The 16,336-nt window shown below is 66.4% G+C and carries 15 protein-coding genes; all 15 read right to left on the bottom strand.

Annotated features, from left to right (window positions below):
* Position 1: 1 nt before the first annotated feature.
* On the bottom strand, positions 2-229 hold the full coding sequence (locus AAFF19_RS04705; RefSeq protein ID WP_182118084.1) for a CopG family transcriptional regulator: 228 nt from the start codon (positions 227-229) through the stop codon (positions 2-4).
* 193 nt (positions 230-422) lie between these two features.
* Complete coding sequence (locus tag AAFF19_RS04700) at positions 423-1,328, bottom strand: 3-keto-5-aminohexanoate cleavage protein (RefSeq protein ID WP_182118083.1); 906 nt, start codon at positions 1,326-1,328, stop codon at positions 423-425.
* An 18-nt stretch (positions 1,329-1,346) separates the two neighbouring features.
* Positions 1,347-2,519, bottom strand: coding sequence for an acyl-CoA dehydrogenase family protein (locus AAFF19_RS04695; protein ID WP_342721387.1), 1,173 nt, complete (start codon positions 2,517-2,519; stop codon positions 1,347-1,349).
* Positions 2,516-4,456: a biotin carboxylase N-terminal domain-containing protein gene (locus AAFF19_RS04690; RefSeq protein WP_342721386.1), complete on the bottom strand. Its 1,941-nt coding sequence runs from the start codon at positions 4,454-4,456 to the stop codon at positions 2,516-2,518. The genes AAFF19_RS04695 and AAFF19_RS04690 overlap by 4 nt, the downstream gene beginning before the upstream one ends.
* A gap of 109 nt (positions 4,457-4,565) precedes the next feature.
* Positions 4,566-5,375, bottom strand: coding sequence for an enoyl-CoA hydratase-related protein (locus AAFF19_RS04685; protein ID WP_182118080.1), 810 nt, complete (start codon positions 5,373-5,375; stop codon positions 4,566-4,568).
* A gap of 1 nt (position 5,376) precedes the next feature.
* Entirely contained in the window at positions 5,377-6,573 is a 1,197-nt protein-coding gene (locus AAFF19_RS04680) for an acyl-CoA dehydrogenase family protein (RefSeq protein ID WP_182118079.1), read from the bottom strand.
* 53 nt (positions 6,574-6,626) lie between these two features.
* Entirely contained in the window at positions 6,627-6,851 is a 225-nt protein-coding gene (locus tag AAFF19_RS04675) for a hypothetical protein (RefSeq protein ID WP_246330675.1), read from the bottom strand.
* Entirely contained in the window at positions 6,836-7,756 is a 921-nt protein-coding gene (locus tag AAFF19_RS04670) for a hypothetical protein (RefSeq protein WP_246330673.1), read from the bottom strand. Before AAFF19_RS04670 ends, AAFF19_RS04675 begins: the two co-directional genes overlap by 16 nt.
* Positions 7,757-7,779: 23 nt before the next feature.
* Positions 7,780-9,393 (bottom strand): carboxyl transferase domain-containing protein, encoded by a 1,614-nt coding sequence (locus tag AAFF19_RS04665; RefSeq protein WP_182118078.1) that lies wholly within the window; start codon positions 9,391-9,393, stop codon positions 7,780-7,782.
* Positions 9,390-10,319 (bottom strand): SDR family oxidoreductase, encoded by a 930-nt coding sequence (locus AAFF19_RS04660; protein WP_182118077.1) that lies wholly within the window; start codon positions 10,317-10,319, stop codon positions 9,390-9,392. Before AAFF19_RS04660 ends, AAFF19_RS04665 begins: the two co-directional genes overlap by 4 nt.
* Positions 10,320-10,343: 24 nt before the next feature.
* Positions 10,344-11,093: a TetR/AcrR family transcriptional regulator gene (locus tag AAFF19_RS04655; RefSeq protein ID WP_342721385.1), complete on the bottom strand. Its 750-nt coding sequence runs from the start codon at positions 11,091-11,093 to the stop codon at positions 10,344-10,346.
* 1,091 nt (positions 11,094-12,184) lie between these two features.
* Positions 12,185-12,961 (bottom strand): enoyl-CoA hydratase, encoded by a 777-nt coding sequence (locus tag AAFF19_RS04650; RefSeq protein ID WP_342721384.1) that lies wholly within the window; start codon positions 12,959-12,961, stop codon positions 12,185-12,187.
* Between the two features lie 104 nt (positions 12,962-13,065).
* Positions 13,066-13,926: a thioesterase family protein gene (locus AAFF19_RS04645; protein WP_085942477.1), complete on the bottom strand. Its 861-nt coding sequence runs from the start codon at positions 13,924-13,926 to the stop codon at positions 13,066-13,068.
* A 27-nt stretch (positions 13,927-13,953) separates the two neighbouring features.
* Positions 13,954-14,844: an alpha/beta fold hydrolase gene (locus AAFF19_RS04640; RefSeq protein WP_342721383.1), complete on the bottom strand. Its 891-nt coding sequence runs from the start codon at positions 14,842-14,844 to the stop codon at positions 13,954-13,956.
* Between the two features lie 289 nt (positions 14,845-15,133).
* Positions 15,134-16,333: an acetyl-CoA C-acyltransferase gene (locus AAFF19_RS04635; protein ID WP_342721382.1), complete on the bottom strand. Its 1,200-nt coding sequence runs from the start codon at positions 16,331-16,333 to the stop codon at positions 15,134-15,136.
* Positions 16,334-16,336 lie beyond the last annotated feature (3 nt).

The following is a 16,336-nucleotide window of genomic DNA, read 5'->3' as shown; positions in this document are numbered from 1 at the left end:
CTCAAAAGCCCACCCTTGGTACATCCGCAGGTTGGTCAGAGCCCTGTTCTCGCAAAGGGAAGTCAGCAAAGCGGCCCGCAAGGTTCAAGCAATCTTGCGGCCACTCGTGGGATGCGTACTTGCGGATGATGTCCGCGACCCACCGGCTTTTAGACACACCGTTGGCCTGTGCAGCCTGATCAACCAGGGCTTGGGTTGCATCGTCCAGGTAAAGAGTGATTTGGGACATGACGAACTCCTTTGCCAAACACTTATACGTACAAGTATATTTTCTTCAATCCGTGCGATCAACCCCTGCGGGGAATTCACTCCTCCTTTTATAGCTATCAGCGCTTGCCCATAGCGCATACAGCCCGAATACTAAGCGATCAATTTGCAAGGATCCGATGCAGAAAGAGCTGACCACTTCCACGCGGAGGGGATCAGAGGACTGCGGTAGCCGCTGACTCCTTCAACCCCAACATCCCCCGCGCCTCCTGCGGCGAAGCCACCTCCCGCCCCGCGTTGCGCGCGTACTGCGCCAGCTTATCGATCAACGGCCCGTTCGAATCCGCCTTGGTCCCATCCGGCAGATAGAACGTATCTTCCAGCCCCGTGCGCAAATGCCCGCCCAGCTCGGCCACGCGCTGGTGCACGGGCCAGATCTCGCTGCGGCCGATGACGGTGGCTTGCCATGGCGCGTCCTTGATCTTGAGCTTGAGCAGAATGGGCAGCAGGTCCGGGTCCGCAGGCATGCCGGACTCGACGCCCATCACGAAGTTGTATTCGGGCAGGCGCTCGGTGTACATGCCGGTCTGCACATACATCTCCACGCAGCGCACGATGCCCACGTCGAAGCATTCGAACTCGGGCAACGTGCCGGTCTCCAGCATCACTTCAATGAAGTCCTTGACCTTGGCGGGCTGGTTGTCGAACAGCATGGGCGGCCAGGCCCAGGTGCCGTTGCTGCGCACCTTCAGGTAGTTGAGCGAGCCGGCGTTGCACGCAGCCATCTCGGGGCGGGTGGCGCGCAGGCAATCGAGCGGGCCCTGGTAGTGGGGGCCGACCACGCCGGTGGTCTGGTTGATGATCAGGCCGGGGCAGGCCTCGCGCATGGCCAACACGCAGTCGCGCGCCACCTGCGGATCCCAGCTGGGAAGGTGGCCCTTGCCGGGCTCCTGGTTGCGAAAGTGCACGTGGACCACGGCGGCGCCTGCGTCGCAGGCGCGACGGGCCTCTTTTGCCAGTTGCTCGGGCGTGACGGGCACGTGGTGCTGGCCGGGGTCCGTCAGCACGCCGGTGATGGCGCAGGTGATGATGGCTTTGTTGCCGTGGTCGGTGCTGTGCATGGTGCCTGTCTCCTTGCTTCAAATGCCGAGCTGCTTGGCAGCCAGGTCTTTCATGATTTCTTCTGCGCCGCCGCCGATCATCATGACCTTGACCTCGCGGTAGATACGCTCGCTGACGGTGCCGCGCATGAAGCCCATGCCGCCCAGGATCTGCACGGCTTGGTCGGCACAGAACTGCATGGTTTGGGTGGCGTGGTTCTTGAGCAGGCACACCTGCGCTACCCACTCGGGGCCGGTGCGGCCCGCATCGGCCTGCGCGGCCACGGACTCGCACCACGCGGCGGTGGACTGGATGCGCATCTGCATGTCCACCAGCTTGTGGCGTATGACCTGGTGCTCCACCAGCAGGGCGCCAAAGGTCTTGCGCTGGCGGGCCCAGGCCAAGGCCTCGTCGTAGCAGGCCTCGGCAAAGCCCAGGGCCGACGCGGCGAGGCCAAAGCGCTCGCCATTGAAGTTGGCCATGATGATGCGAAAGCCCGCGCCCTCTTCGCCCAGCAGGTAGCGGACGGGCACGCGCACGTTGTCAAAACGCAGGTGGGCGGTGTCGGAGCAGAGCCAGCCCATCTTGTCGAGCTTGCTGCGCGACAGGCCTGAACTGGAGCCGGGAACAAGCAACATGGATATGCCGCCGCTGCCCTTGCTGCCTGGCTCACCAGTGCGCACAGCCACCGTGATCCAGTCCGCGCGCATGCCGGAGGTGATGAACACCTTTTCGCCGTTGACGATGTACTCATCGCCCTCGCGCCGCGCTGTGGTTTTGAGCTGGGCTACGTCGGACCCGCCCCCGGGCTCAGTAATCGCCAGTGCGGCAATCTGCTCGCCTGCCAACACGGACGGAATGACCTCGGCCCGCACCGCATCGCTGCCATGCGCCAGCACGGGCGGCAGCCCAATGTTGTGCGACAGCAGGCTGGCCAGCACGCCGCCGCTGGCGCCGTGGCGGCTGAGCGCGCGCCACAGCGGCAGGCGCAGCGCGTAGCTGGCGGGCGTGCCGCCGTACTGCTCTGGGTAGCCCAGGCCCAGCAGGCCCAGGTCGGCCGCGCGGCGGTACAGGCTGCGAGGGAATTCACCGGCGGCATCCCACGCGCCCACATGCGGCGCGATCTCGGTGCGGGCAAAGCGGGTGACGGTGTCGGTGAGGGCAGTGCGGTCTTCGTTGCTCACAGGGGTCGCGTCGGATGTGGCTGTCATGCGGGCGCTCCTTGCGTGGCGGGTGCAAAGCGGGCCAGCACCTGGCCGGGCGACACCTGCTGACCGGGCGCCACCAGCAGTTCGGCCACGGTGGCGGCGGCGCGGCAGGCCAGGCTGTGTTCGAGCTTCATGGATTCGATGACCACCACCGTGTCGCCCGCCGCGAGCACCTGGCCTGTGGCCACGGGCAGCGCGACCACCTTGCCGTTGAAGGGTGCGCGCAGCTCGGTAGCGCCACCGGCGGCGCCGGTGCGTGCAGCGGGCTCCCACGATGCGTCGTCCACCCAGCCGTCCACGCTGCCGGTTTGCCAGTGCCAGCGCAATGGCCCCACCGCAACGTAATGCACGCCACGCTGGGGCAGTTGCAGCGTGAAGCTGGAGGGCTCAACCCCGGCGTGCTCAACCTGCAGCCGCCCTCCGCTGAGCTCGCGCATAGCGACGGCGTGCACCTCGCCCTGGTGGCGCAGGCGCAGAGGTCGGGTCATGGAACAAGGCAGATTCGATGCCGGATTTGAAGCAAAAATGGCCTCTAGCGCAGGCGGAATAAGCGCTGACAGCTCTTCATTTAATAGCAAATCCTGCAGACCAGCAGCGTGCTCCGCCAGGAACGGCACCAGCGCTTGTCCACTGGCAAACACGGGGTGCTGCAGACACGCCGCCAGAAACGCACGGTTGGTGGGCAGGCCCAGCACGCGGGTGCTGTGCAGCGCACGCACCAGCGCGGCAATGGCCTCCGCCCGTGTGGGGGCATGCACGATGAGCTTGCCCAGCATGGCGTCGTAGTGAGGCGTGACCTCGGCGCCCTCCTCCAGCGCATGGTCAAAGCGCAGCGCGCCCGGCGCGGCCCGTTCGAACGCGGTGGCGGGCGGCGCGCTGAACTGCAGCACACGGCCGGTGTGGGGGCGGAAGTGCGCGTCTTCAGCACACAGGCGCACTTCGATGGCGTGGCCTTGCAGATGCACCTGATCTTGCGTGAGCGGCAGCGGCCCACCCCGCGCCACGCGGATTTGCCATTCCACCAGGTCCAGCCCCGTGAGCGCTTCGGTCACCGGGTGCTCCACTTGCAGGCGGGTGTTCATCTCCATCAAGAAGAACTCAGCCCCATCCAGAAGGAATTCCACCGTGCCCGCACCCACATAGCCAGCGGCCTGTGCCAGCGCCACGGCGCAGGTGCCCATGCGCTCGCGCAGCGCGGCGTCCACGGCGGGGCTGGGGGACTCTTCGATGATCTTCTGGTGGCGGCGCTGTACCGAGCAATCGCGCTCGCCCAGGTGGATGCACGCGCCGTGAGCGTCGGCAAAGATCTGCACCTCCACATGGCGCGGCTGCAGCAGTGCGCGTTCGATGAGCAGGTCGCTACAGCCAAAACCCGCCAGCGCCTCCGAACGTGCGCTGGCCAGTGCAGCGGGCAACTGCGCCAGGTCGGTGACCAGGCGCATACCACGCCCTCCCCCACCCGCCACGGCCTTGACCATGAGGGGCGTGCCGATGCGCGCAGCCTCGGCGGCAAAGCGCTCGTCGCTCTGGTCGTCGCCCGCATAGCCGGGCAGGCAGGGCACGTCCTGCGACTGGGCCAACGCCTTGGCCCCAGCCTTGCTGCCCAGCGCGCGGATGGCGTCGGGCGGCGGGCCGATCCAGGTCAGGCCCGCATCGACCACTGCCTGGGCAAAGTCAGCGTTCTCGCTGAGGAAGCCATAGCCGGGGTGCACGGCATCGGCGCCGGTGGCTCGGGCGGCGGCCAGCAGCTTGTCGGTGCGCAGATAGGTGTCAGCACTGGCAGCACCGCCCAAGGCCACGGCCTGAGTGGCTTCGCGTACGTGCAGAGCGTTGGCATCGGGGTCGGAATAGACGGCGACGGTTTCGATGCCCATGCGGTGGGCGGTGTGGATCACCCGGCGGGCGATTTCGCCGCGATTGGCGATGAGGATCTTTTTCATAGGCTGTGCCCTCGCGGCTCCATCGCCCGCCTGCACGCTTCGCGTGCGCGGGCAATTTGCTTCGCCATGCCTGCGGCATGAACGCCGCGATTGGCGATGAGGATTTTTTTCATGGCTTCGCACTCCAGGGCGGCGCCTTGCGCGCAGCAAACGCCGCCAGCCCTTGCGGCGCCTCGGGCCCACGCAGCGCTTGCGAAAAAGCAATTGCCGCTTCGTCCAGCAGCGCGGGCAACGGCGTTTCGGCTTGGGCCAGCAAAAAACGTTTGGTAGCGGCCACGGCCTGCGGCGCTGCGGCAGCGTGGCGTGAAATGGCTGCCTGCACAGCGGCATTCATGTCGCCCTCCACCAGGTCATCGACCAGACCCAAGCGCTGGGCGGCAGCGGCATCCCAGCGCTCGCCGGTCAGCAAACACCGCCGCGCAGCAGACGGGCCAAGGCGCCGCACCACAAAGGGCGCGATCTGCGCAGGCACGATGCCCAGCGTGACCTCGGGCGTGGCGAACTGCGCGCTGGTGTGGGCCAGCACATGGTCGGCGCAGCACACCAGACCAAAGCCGCCACCCATGGCCGCCCCCCCCACCGCCACGATGAGCCACTGCGGCAGCGCGCACAGGGCCTGCAGCAACGCGCCAAAGCGGCGGTTCAGTGGAACCAGCGGGTCGGCTTCGCCGGCGGCCAGGGGCTGGCCAATGGTCTTGGCAAAGCCGCCCAGGCTGCCCCCCGCGCAAAAGTGACCACCCGCGCCGCGCAGCACCACGCCGCGCAGGTCGGCATCGGTTGCAGCCCGCTCACACGCGGCTATCAAACCGCCCACCATCGCCTCGGACAGCGCATTGCGGCTGGCCGGGTCGTTGAGCGTCCAGGTTTCCACACAGCCGCTGGCCAGTGGCGCGCGGTCGATCAACAGCAATTCAGCCATGTCAGTGCACGGGCCGCTTGGCGATGCCCATGAGCTTGGACAGGATGCCGAGCATGACTTCATCGGCACCCCCACCAATCGACGCCAGCCGCCCGTCGCGGTACATGCGCGAGACCTTGTTCTCCAGCGTGAAGCCCATGCCGCCCCAGAACTGCAGGCAGGTGTCGGGCACCTCGCGGTTCAGGCGGCCAGCCTTGAGCTTGGCCATGCTGGCCAGCTCCAGCACGTCCTGCCCGTTCACGTACAGGTCGCAGGCGCGGTAGGTGAGTGCACGCAGCGCTTCGACCTCGGTCTTGAGTTCGGCCAGCTTGAACTGCACCCACTGCTGGTCGGCCAGCGTGGCGCCAAACAGCTTGCGCTCCTGCGCGTAGTCGATGGTCCACTGGATGCAGTTGGTCAGCGATTCGAGCGTGCTGGCGGCGCACCACAGGCGCTCTTCCTGGAACTGCTGCATCTGGTAGATGAAGCCCTGCCCCTCGGCACCGATGCGGTAGCGCTGCGGAACGCGCACCTCGTCAAAGTAGATCAGGCCGGTGTCGCTGCTGTGCATGCCGATCTTGCGGATCTTTTGCGCCACCTCGATGCCCTTGGTGAGCTTGCCGCCGGGCCCGTCGCGCATGGGCACCATCACCAGGCTCTTGTTTTTGTGAGGATTGCCGCCCGCTCCGCTCTGGCCTTCGCCCGTGTTGACCAGCATGCACATCCAGTCCGCCTGCAGGCTGTTGGTGATCCACATCTTCTGGCCGGTGATCACATAGTCGTCGCCGTCCTTGCGCGCCACGCTTTTGATGCCCGACACATCGCTGCCCGCCGCAGGCTCGCTCACACCAATGCAGCCCACCATGTCGCCCGCAATGGCGGGGGCGAGAAAGTTGCGCTTGAGTTCTTCGCTGCCGTAGCGCGCCAGCGCCGGGGTGCACATGTCGGTCTGCACGCCAATGGCCATGGGCACGCCGCCGCAGTAGACGTGGCCCAGCGCTTCGGCCATGGCCAGGCTGTACGAATAGTCAAGTCCCTGCCCGCCATATTCCTCGGGCTTGCACAGGCCCAGCAGTCCCAGGTTGCCCATCTTCTTGAAGACCTCGTGCGCGGGGAAGATCTCGGCCGCCTCCCACTCGTCCACATGGGGGTTGATCTCTTCGTCGATAAAGCGCTTGAGGGTCTTCTGGATCTCGCGGTGCTCGTGCGTGAACTGCATGGTGCTTGTCTCCTGCTGTTGCGTTTGTACGTTTGTGTGCCTGCAAACTTCGATCACGAAAGCTGAAACTGCCCCAGCGGCTGTGGCCGCCCGTTGAGCACCAGCTCCACCTGGTGCGCGCCGGGGTAGTGGGTGCGTGTGGTCATCTGCTGCAGCGACAGCGTCTTGCCCACCGCTACGGTGGCGCCGGGCGGTATGTCCAGCGTCTGCAGCTTGAACACCTTGGGCGCCGCGCCGCCGTGGGCCTTGACGTAGTGCACCTTCAGGTCGGCCAGCACGCGCTGCGGCTGCGGCGTGGGGTTGTGCAGTTCGACCTCGATGCGCACCTTGTCGCCGATGCGTGCGCGGGCGGGCAGCACGCGCGCGGCCCGCACGTCCAGCGCCACGGCGTGACCCACGCCCAAGGCATCGAGCGCGCCAGCGTCGCTGCGTTTGATGAGAAAACGCAGGCCGTGGCGCACCAGAGCCTCGCGCGGGGCGGGCGCGCCCTGCAGCCAGGTGCGCGCGGGCCCACGGCCAGCTCGGGGTGGTCCTTGGCGATGTCGCCCAGGTGGTTGGCCACGGAGCGGCGCACGTAAGACGATGGGTCGTCCTTGAGCGCATCGAGCAACGGCAGGGCCAGCTGCGGGTTGTTCTGGAATGCAGGCAAACGCGGCGCCCAGGGCAGGCGGGGCCGCGTGCCTTCGCTCACCAGGCGGCGCACATGGGCGTTGTCGTCCTGCGCCCAGTCACGCAGCCGCGCGAGCGTGGCGCCCTGGTGGTGCAGCAGGTAGGGGCGGATGCTGAACTCGGCCGTGAAGCGCTGGGTGAGTGCGTGCTGCGCGGCCATGGCCGCCTCGAAATGCGGCAGGCCATGTGTGCCGATGTAGATGCTGTGGGGCAGGTACAGGAAGGCGCTGTAGGGGCGGTCACCCGCATCGGGCTCACCGGCGGCATCGATGCCCATCGACGGGTCCATCGAATCGACCAGCACGCCCAGCGCACGCGGCACGTCTTGCGGCAGGTGGGCCTGCAGGGCGTGCGCAATGCGCTGGCCGCGCGCCATCAGCTCCAGCGATTCGTAGCCGGGCTGTACTTGCTGCAGAAACGCGGTGGTGTCGAACTTGCGCCACGCACGGCGCACCATGGCCGCGATGCGCGGGGGCACGGTGTCATTCAGCAGGTATTTGAGAGGCTCGGCCATCGGGGAGATTGCGTGCGAAGCGCTTACATCCGCGCCACGCCAAAGCTCAGGGGCCGCAGCGTGCGCGCCTGCGCCTCGGCACAGGTATCCAGGCAAAACGCCAGCACGGCGCGCGTGTCGCGCGGGTCAATCACGCCGTCGTCCAGCAGCAGGCCGCTGGTGTAGAACGCATCGGCCTGGGCCTCGAACATGGCGACGATCTTGTCGAATTGGGCCTGCGATTCGGCCGGGTCGGGCGTGATGCCTTTGCGCGCCAGCGCCGCCTCGGTCACGATCTGCATGGTGCGCGCAGCCTGCTCGCCGCCCATCACCGCTGTCTTGGCACCGGGCCAGCTGAACAGGAAGCGCGGCGCATAGCCCCGCCCGCACATGCCGTAGTTGCCCGCACCAAAGCTGGCGCCGCACTGGATGGTGATCTGCGGCACGGTGGCGTTGGTCACGGCCTGGATCATCTTGCTGCCGTGCTTGATCATGCCGCCCTGCTCGCTGTCCTTGCCCACCATGTAGCCCGTGGTGTTCTGCAGGTAGATGATGGGGTGGCCCAGCTGGCACATCCACTGGATGAAGTGCGTGGCCTTGTTGGCGCCCGCCACGTCGATAGGGCCGTTGTTGCTGATGAAGCCCACGGCATGGCCGCCGATGCGGCCCTGCGCGCAGAGCGTGGCCATGCCGTAGCGGGCTTTGAACTCGAGCAGCTCAGACCCATCCACCAGCCGCGCGATCACCTCGCGCATGTCCACAGGCTGGCGCAGGTCGGCAGACATCAGGGACAGGAGATCGTCTGCGGGCAAGGTGGGCCCAGGTGCGCTGGGTCGCCGGGGCATGTTCCACCCCAGCTGCGCCACCACATCGCGCGCCAAGCCGATCGCCTCACGGTCGTCCTGCGCCAGGTATTCACCCAGGCCCGAGACGGCGGCGTGCATCTCGGCCCCGCCCAGTTCTTCTTCCGTCGCAATCTCACCCGTCGCAGCCATGAGCAGCGGCGGCCCGGCCAAAAAGGCGCGCGAGCGGCCCTGCACCATGATGACCACATCCGACAAGCCGGGCATGTAGGCGCCGCCTGCGGTGCCCGAGCCGTGCTGCACGGTGACGACCGGAATGCCCGCCGCCGACAGCCGCGCGAGGTTGCGGAACAGCGTGCCGCCGTGCACGAAGCCCTCCACCCGGTAGCGCATGAGGTTGGCACCCGCGCTCTCCACCAGGTGGATGAACGGCAAGCGGTTTTGCAGCGCGATTTCCTGCACGCGCAAGATCTTTTCCAGGCCCATGGGCTGGATGGCGCCGGCTTCGATGCCTGAATCGCTGGCCACCACCATGCAGCGCACGCCGCTGACAAAGCCGATGCCCGCAACCATGCCGCCACCGGGCACGGACTTCTCGGGGTCTTTCACATCCTGCAGGTAGCCCGCCAGCGTGCACAGCGGCAGCCAGGGCGCACCCGCATCCAGCAGCAGCGCCACACGCTGGCGCGGCAGCAGCTGGCCGCGTTTTTCAAACTGGGGCAGCGACCGGGCCGAGGCGGCGGCGGCACGCTCTTCCAGCGCGCGCAGAGCACGAAGGCGGGCTTGCAGCGCTGCGCGGCGCTGGGTGGATTCGGCACTGCCTGGGTTGAATCGGGAAGTGAAGACGGCGGTCATGCGGCCTCGGTCTTGGGGGTATGGGAAGGGGCAAACACCTGCGGCACCTGCGCGCGGTGAAAGCCGCCAAATGGCCGCACGGCCGGGTGTGCAGCAGCGGTGGCACCGGGCGGGCGCTGCGGCCAACCCATGCGCACCTGGGGCCGCGCGCCGTCAACCCGCAACGTGGTGCCGCTGATGAAGCTGGCTGCCGGGCTGAGCAAAAAGGTGATGGCCGCCGACACCTCGGCCTCGTTGCCAAAGCGCCCGAGCGGCACCGTGCGCGGCATGGCACGCAGCATGTCGCCCGCCTCGGGCGGGTAGTTGTCCATGCCGCTGGAGGCGATGTAACCCGGCGCCACGGCGTTCACGCGCACACCGCTATGCGCCCATTCCAGCGCAGCGGTTTCGGTGAAGCTGACCATGCCCGCGCGCGCCGCGCCGCTGTGCCCCATGCCCGGCATGGAGCCCCACATGTCGGCCACGATGTTGACGATGGAGCCGCCGTGCTGCGCCATCCACTGCCGGTAGCACTCTCGCGCCATCAAAAAGCCGCCGGTGAGGTTGGTGTGCAGCACGGCCTCCCAGCCCTTGGCGCTGATGGATTCGAGCGGCGACATGAACTGCCCGCCCGCGTTGTTGACCAGCGCATCGATGCGGCCCTGCGCAGCAAGGATCTGCTGCACCAGCGCCACCACGCCTTCTTCGGATCGGATGTCGCACACCTGGCACGACACGCTGCCGCCATCGGCAGTGATCTCTTCGGCCACGGCCAGCAACTTTTCAGCCTTGCGCCCGACCAGCACCACATGCGCTCCCAGGTGTGCCAGTTCGTGTGCCGTGCACCGGCCAATGCCCGAGCCGCCGCCTGTGACCACCACCACCTGGCCCTGGAACAGGCCCGGAGCAAACACAGACTGGTAGGCGTTGCGCGCGGTGGGGGCCATGGTGACTCTGCCTTGATGGGCTTGTTATGAACGGATGAACAAGGCGAGTGCCTCGTCGGTGAGCGCGTCGAGCGACTTGCCCTTTTTGGGCGAGAACCATTGCACCGCCCAGTTGAGCGCCCCAAAGATGAACAGCCGCGCCACACCGGGCTCGGCCTGCAGCGCGCCCTGCTGTGCCAGCGCTTCCAGCACGGGCATCCAGGTGGCCTCGTAGCTGTCCTTGATGCGGGCAATGCCCTTGCGCTGCGCGGGCGTGAGCGAGCGCCACTCGTACAGCATCACCGGGATGAAGCTGCTGCGGGGGCCGAGCAGGATTTCGAAGTGGTGGCGGATGAGCGTGTGCAACTGCTCGCGCAGTGTGGCCGTGGCGGGCAGCGCATCCAGTGCCTGCTGCTGGCTGTGCGCGGCCATGGTCATGCCCTCGCTCATCACGGCGTAGAGCAGCGCGCTTTTGCTTTCGAAATGGTAGAAGGGCGAGCCACTGTGCATGCCTGCCGCCGCAGCAATGTCGCGCGTGCTGGTGGCGGCAAAGCCCTGGGTGCGGAAGAGCTTGGCCGCGCCGTCCATGAGCTTGCGGCGGCGGTTGCCGTCGTCGAGTTCTTCGGCGGTTTTGCGCGGGCGGCCGCGGGGGCGTCGGGTGGGTTCTTCAATGGGGGATTGTGTTGTGGTTGCCGAGTTGGCGCTGACGGGCGCTACGGCCTTGCTGCGAGGGCGGGCCGGGGGTTTCTTGGGAGCGGGGGCGATGGCGCTGGTGCGCGGCACGGGTGAATCCATGCAGGCACGATAGCAAAACTGTTTATTTTTAGCAAGCAAGTGCTTTGCAAAAATAGATAGCTTGTCTGATCGCGATTGCTACGGGTGCTTTTTGAGGTGAAACGCCGGTATTCACTGCCTGATTTGCTTTTCATTTGGAAGCAGATCGCGTGCCCATGCGAAGGACGGAGGCCGGGAGTCGCCCGGCAGGCGAGTAACTTTCTTTCGCGTCGCCAAAAGAAAGTCACCAAAGAAAGGGCGACCCTGCTGTCTGCGACCCCTTCGCTGCGCTGCGGGGCAACCTGGGGTGCTCGGTCACGGGGTGCACCGCAGAACTCGCTGCGCGCCTGCGGCGCTCCGCTCGAACAACTGCGGTGAGTCAGTTCACGAAGCGCGTGTGTCCTTCGGCACACGCGCCACCCCACGCCCTGCGCGCCCCAGACGCATACAGAAGGGAACCCACCGGGATCGGACATCCATTCGGGCCATCGCTGCGCTCGGCCCCGCCCTGCGCAGCGCGAGGCGCTTGCGCCCGCGAGGCGGGGCCGAGCGCAGCGATGGCCCGTGTGGATGTTCGGCTGCTGGATGTTCGGCTGTCCAACCCCCTGCTGGCTGCGCCTGCGGCGGGGCGGTTGCGGGGTGAGCATGCGCGTCGGAGCGCGCATGCCTCGTAATCTGACTCGCCGTGGTTGTCCGAGCGGCGCGCGCCAGCGCAAAGCGAGTTCCACGGCGCACCCCGCAACTGCCCCGGCGCAGGTCGCCCCTTCGCACCGCGAAGGGGTCGCAGACTGGGGGTCGCCTTTTCTTTGGTGACTTTCTTTTGGCGACGCAAAAGAAAGTTACTCGCATGCCGGGCGACAACCCGGCCTCCGCCCTGAACACATGCATGCTTTTCAAATCAACACGCCAAGGCTTCGACAAGCTCAGCCCGAACGGTTGAGAAAAGACTCAAAACTACAAAAACAATAGCTGCTAGCGCTTGCTAGATAAGCGCCAGCAGCCAAATTGACCAAAATCCGAGGACCCAGAGAGCTCCGGAATCCGGCCGGCGCTTTTAGCGAAAGATCTCCGGCCCGCTGCGCGGTCCTCGCCGCTCACGCGGCGTCCTGATTTCAGCTCTTGCTGAAATCAGGCTTTCTCTTTTCCATAAACGCCGAAAACGCCTCCCGCGCCGCAGGCTCGCGCAACATGCGCCCAAAGCTCTCGCCCTCTTGTGCCATCACCTCCAACACCTTCGCCATCTGTCCACCCTTCATCAACCGCTTGGTCTCGATGAGCGACGACAACGGCTTGGCCGCCAGCTTCTTGGCCTGCGCCTGTGCGACGCCATTGCACTCGGTGGGTGGCACCACGCGGTTCACCAGGCCGACTTCCAACGCAGCCTCGGCCATGAAAGGCTCGCCCAACAGCAAGGCTTCCGCAGCGCGGTGATACCCCAGCATCTGCGGCACCAGCAGGCTCGATGCGGCCTCGGGGCACAGGCCCAGATTGACGAACGGCATGGAGAACGCCGCGTTGTCGCCCGCGTAAACGAGGTCGCAGTGGAACAGCATCGTCGTGCCAATACCCACGGCCGGGCCGCAGACAGACGCAATCACGGGCTTGGGGAAGGCGGCGATGCCTCGCAGGAAGCGGAACACAGGCGAGTCCTGCGTGGCGGGCGGCTGCTGCAAAAAGTCGCCAATGTCATTGCCTGCGCTGAAGATGGCCACGTCGCCCTGGAATACGACCACACGCACGCTGGCATCGGCCTTGGCGGCATCGAGTGCTTCCGCCATGGCGGCATACATGTCGCGCGTGATGGAGTTCTTCTTGTCCACACGGTTGAAGGTGATGGTGGTCACGCCTGCTTCGGAGTGAACGAGGATATCTTGGGTGGCTTCTGTCATGGTGGTGAGTGTTTGGTGTTTGGGGTCTGGGGATGGATGGACGGATAAATGCAGGAAGAAGACGCGCAGCAACGCCAGGCTCCGGCCTGCCGCGCTGAGGCTGGCTATTCCTTGTAGTACACGATCTGGTGGCTGGTGGCGAGCATGGTGCCCGCCTCGTTCCACAGCTGCGCGGTCTGGTCGAAGAAACCATTGCGGAACTCCTGCCCGCGCGCCTGCCCGAGCAGGAAACCGGTGCCCGTGGCCCGCAACTGCTCCGCCGTGGCGTGAAAGTACACCGTGATCGACACCGTGCCCGCTGGCACATGGCGCGCGCGCCGCAGCCACACGCGGGGGAAGAACACATCGGCCAGTGCCGTCAGCGCAGCAAAGTCGAGCGGGCGCGGTGGTGTGTCGCGCATCCAGAGCTGCGTCAGGCTGTGGTCGCCGCTATCGTCCCAGGTGCGGGGAATCAGGCCGGCCACGGGGCGCATCTCGTAGCGGTTGACCCACTCCACCGCACCCGATGGGGCGACAAGGGGCTGTTGCTCTTCCGCGGCGGGCACCTTCGGCATGGGTACGTCGCCCACGCTCCAGGTCTCACGGCGCACGGCCGTGACCGCAGTGGCCGTGGTGGCAACCACCTGCGCGCCATCGGCGCCGGCCTGCAGGATGGACAGTGTCCAGTGCTGGGTGGATCGGTTGGTGCGCACCGGTGTGGCCTGCACGGTGAACGCACCCGCCGTCAAAGCGCCCGCGTAGTTGACGGTGAGCGACAGCGGGTCGCCGAGCCGGTCGGGGTGCTTCAGAACGGCCTGCAGCAACGTGGCGGCGGTGATGCCGCCAAACGGGCCGACCATGTTCCAGTAGCTGGGGTGGGTGTGCCCTTCGTACTGGCCGGTCGCGATGGACGAAGCCGTCAGTTGCAGCGCCTCGTCCAGCGGATGCAGAGATGAAGACGAAGAAGTGGATGCAGAGGAAGTCATGCTGCAAGTGTGCCGCGAAACGACCGCTCAGGCCGTCGTACCGGAGACTTCACCGCGGGGCATTCCGCCCCCGCCCAGGGCGGCCAGCGCAGCCGCCGCACGCGGCCACAGGCTCTGACGGAACTGGTCGCGAAAGAACCCGAAATGGCCGATGCGCCGCACCTGCAGGTCAGCCGGGGTGATGCTCTCCACGCGGCGCTCGGTGTTGGCGTACAGGTTCACGAGGTTGTGTGTGCCGCGCAAGGTCATCAGCTCGTCGTCGGCCATCGACAGCGCCAGCACCGGGAACCGCACCGCACCGTAGCTCTGCGCCACCGCAGGCCCCTCGGCACCGACGCTGTAAGCGGGGTCCAGACACCAGCGCCGCCACTGCAGGATCACCCCCGCAGGCAGGTCGCCCACCTTCTTGAGCGTGCGCCCCGGAAAGTACCCGCACAGCCGCGTGGCCAGCGGCACCAGCACCCACCAGAAGTACGGAACGATGCGCTTGAGCTGCGGCGCGTTGTCACGCCAGTAGCCGCTGCCTGCGGCCACGCTGAGCAGGCCCGCCACCTGCTCGGGCTTTTTCAGCAAACCCGGCAACTGCGCGCCCAGGCTGTGGCCCAGCAAATACAGCGGCTGCGACGGGAGCGCGGCCTTGGCGGCAGAAATCACCGCCTCGTAGTCCTGCGCCCAATCAAACAGATCCGCCTTCACATCGCGCATCGCGCCCTGCAGCGAATCGCCATGCCCCCGGTAGTCGAACGTGGTGACCCGAAACCCCTGCTGCGCCATCCACAGCGCAAAGGCCCCGTAATACGACTGCCGCACCCCCATCGCGCCGCCGATGACAACGCTGGCGCGCGGTGCGCCCTCGGGTTCGTAGACACGCAGCGCCAAAGACACCGCCCCGTTGACCTGCAAGGTTTGCTTGTTCATGTCTGTCTCCTTGGTTCGAAACCGATCTTCGCCGGCTTGAAAAGAAAACGATCGCTGAGGCTGGGCCCCGGCTTCGACAAGCTCAGCCCGAACGGGTGGGGAGGTGGAAAGCACCTGCCCTCCTCACCCATCCCCCTGACCCGGCTCCCTGCCTTCACACCCCACCCTCCAGGGCGTAGCGAGCGGGATCAGCTGCTAGGCGGACGGAGCACAGGAACCGGAACGTACTTCCTGTACGTGAGGATTCCGAGCACCGCCCAACGACGCAGATGACCCGCGCAGTAGCCAGTTACAGCGCTTCGATGATGCCTGCGGCGCCTTGTCCGGTACCTACACACATCGTGACCATGCCGTACTTCAGCTTGTGGCGGCGCAGCGCATGCACCACCGTCGCCGCCCGAATCGCACCCGTAGCCCCCAGAGGGTGCCCCAGCGCAATCGCACCACCCATCGGGTTCACATTCGCCGGGTTCAGCCCCAGCGTGTTGATGACGGCCAGCGACTGCGCCGCAAACGCTTCGTTCAGCTCGTACCAGCCAATGTCATCGCTCTTCAAGCCCGCATAACGCAGGGCCGCAGGAATCGCCTCGATAGGCCCAATGCCCATGATCTCTGGCGGCACGCCGCGCGCTGCATAGCTCACAAAACGCGCCAGGGGCGTCAGTCCAAACTGCTTCACGGCCTTTTCGCTGGCCACGATCAGTGCACCCGCGCCGTCGCTGGTCTGCGAGCTGTTGCCCGCCGTGACGCTGCCGCGTGCCGCAAACACGGGCTTGAGCTTGGCCAGGCCTTCCAGGGACGTGTCGGGGCGCGGGCCTTCGTCCAGGCTCACGGTGCGGCGCTTTTCCACCACTTCGCCGGTAGCGAGGTTGGGCGACCGCTCCACGATTTCGAAAGGTGTGATTTCGTCGGTGAACTCACCCGCCTTTTGTGCCTTGATGGCACGCAGGTGGGATTCGAGGGCGAAGGCATCCTGCGCCTCGCGGCTCACCTTCCACTGCTGGGCCACCTTCTCGGCCGTGAGGCCCATGCCGTAGGCAATGCCCACGTCTTCATCGCGGGCGAACACCTCGGGGTTGAACGACGGCTTGTTGCCACCCATGGGCACCAGACTCATGGACTCGGCGCCACCAGCGATCAGCACGTCGGCCTCGCCCACGCGGATGCGGTCGGCGGCCATCTGCAGCGCGGTGATGCCCGATGCGCAAAAGCGGTTCACGGTCACGCCGCCCACGGGGTGGTTGAACGCCAGGCCCACGGCGATGCGGGCCATGTTCATGCCCTGCTCACCCTCGGGGAACGAGCAGCCGATGATGGCGTCTTCAATCGCTTTGGGGTCCAGCGTGGGCACCTGCAGCATGGCGCTTTTGATGGCGGCGACCAGCAGGTCGTCGGGGCGGATGTTCTTGAAATAGCCGCGGCCCGAGCGCCCGATGGGCGTGCGCGTGGCGGCGACGATGTAGGCGTCCTGGACTTGTTTTTGAGCCATGGT

This window comes from Acidovorax sp. FHTAMBA (genome assembly GCF_038958875.1).
In the GTDB taxonomy this organism is placed as follows: Bacteria; Pseudomonadota; Gammaproteobacteria; order Burkholderiales; family Burkholderiaceae_C; genus Acidovorax.
The sequence above is the reverse complement of the archived record's forward strand: the minus strand, read 5'-3'. Positions and strand labels throughout refer to the sequence as shown.

Excerpts from the sequence above, each read along its gene's own strand:
- AAFF19_RS04705 (WP_182118084.1), bottom strand. The coding sequence starts at position 229 with ATGTCCCAAATCACTCTTTACCTGGACGATGCAACCCAAGCCCTGGTT.
- AAFF19_RS04700 (WP_182118083.1), bottom strand. The coding sequence starts at position 1,328 with ATGCACAGCACCGACCACGGCAACAAAGCCATCATCACCTGCGCCATC.
- AAFF19_RS04695 (WP_342721387.1), bottom strand. The coding sequence starts at position 2,519 with ATGACAGCCACATCCGACGCGACCCCTGTGAGCAACGAAGACCGCACT.
- AAFF19_RS04690 (WP_342721386.1), bottom strand. The coding sequence starts at position 4,456 with ATGAAAAAGATCCTCATCGCCAATCGCGGCGAAATCGCCCGCCGGGTG.
- AAFF19_RS04685 (WP_182118080.1), bottom strand. The coding sequence starts at position 5,375 with ATGGCTGAATTGCTGTTGATCGACCGCGCGCCACTGGCCAGCGGCTGT.
- AAFF19_RS04680 (WP_182118079.1), bottom strand. The coding sequence starts at position 6,573 with ATGCAGTTCACGCACGAGCACCGCGAGATCCAGAAGACCCTCAAGCGC.
- AAFF19_RS04670 (WP_246330673.1), bottom strand. The coding sequence starts at position 7,756 with ATGGCCGAGCCTCTCAAATACCTGCTGAATGACACCGTGCCCCCGCGC.
- AAFF19_RS04665 (WP_182118078.1), bottom strand. The coding sequence starts at position 9,393 with ATGACCGCCGTCTTCACTTCCCGATTCAACCCAGGCAGTGCCGAATCC.
- AAFF19_RS04660 (WP_182118077.1), bottom strand. The coding sequence starts at position 10,319 with ATGGCCCCCACCGCGCGCAACGCCTACCAGTCTGTGTTTGCTCCGGGC.
- AAFF19_RS04655 (WP_342721385.1), bottom strand. The coding sequence starts at position 11,093 with ATGGATTCACCCGTGCCGCGCACCAGCGCCATCGCCCCCGCTCCCAAG.
- AAFF19_RS04650 (WP_342721384.1), bottom strand. The coding sequence starts at position 12,961 with ATGACAGAAGCCACCCAAGATATCCTCGTTCACTCCGAAGCAGGCGTG.
- AAFF19_RS04645 (WP_085942477.1), bottom strand. The coding sequence starts at position 13,926 with ATGACTTCCTCTGCATCCACTTCTTCGTCTTCATCTCTGCATCCGCTG.
- AAFF19_RS04640 (WP_342721383.1), bottom strand. The coding sequence starts at position 14,844 with ATGAACAAGCAAACCTTGCAGGTCAACGGGGCGGTGTCTTTGGCGCTG.
- AAFF19_RS04635 (WP_342721382.1), bottom strand. The coding sequence starts at position 16,333 with ATGGCTCAAAAACAAGTCCAGGACGCCTACATCGTCGCCGCCACGCGC.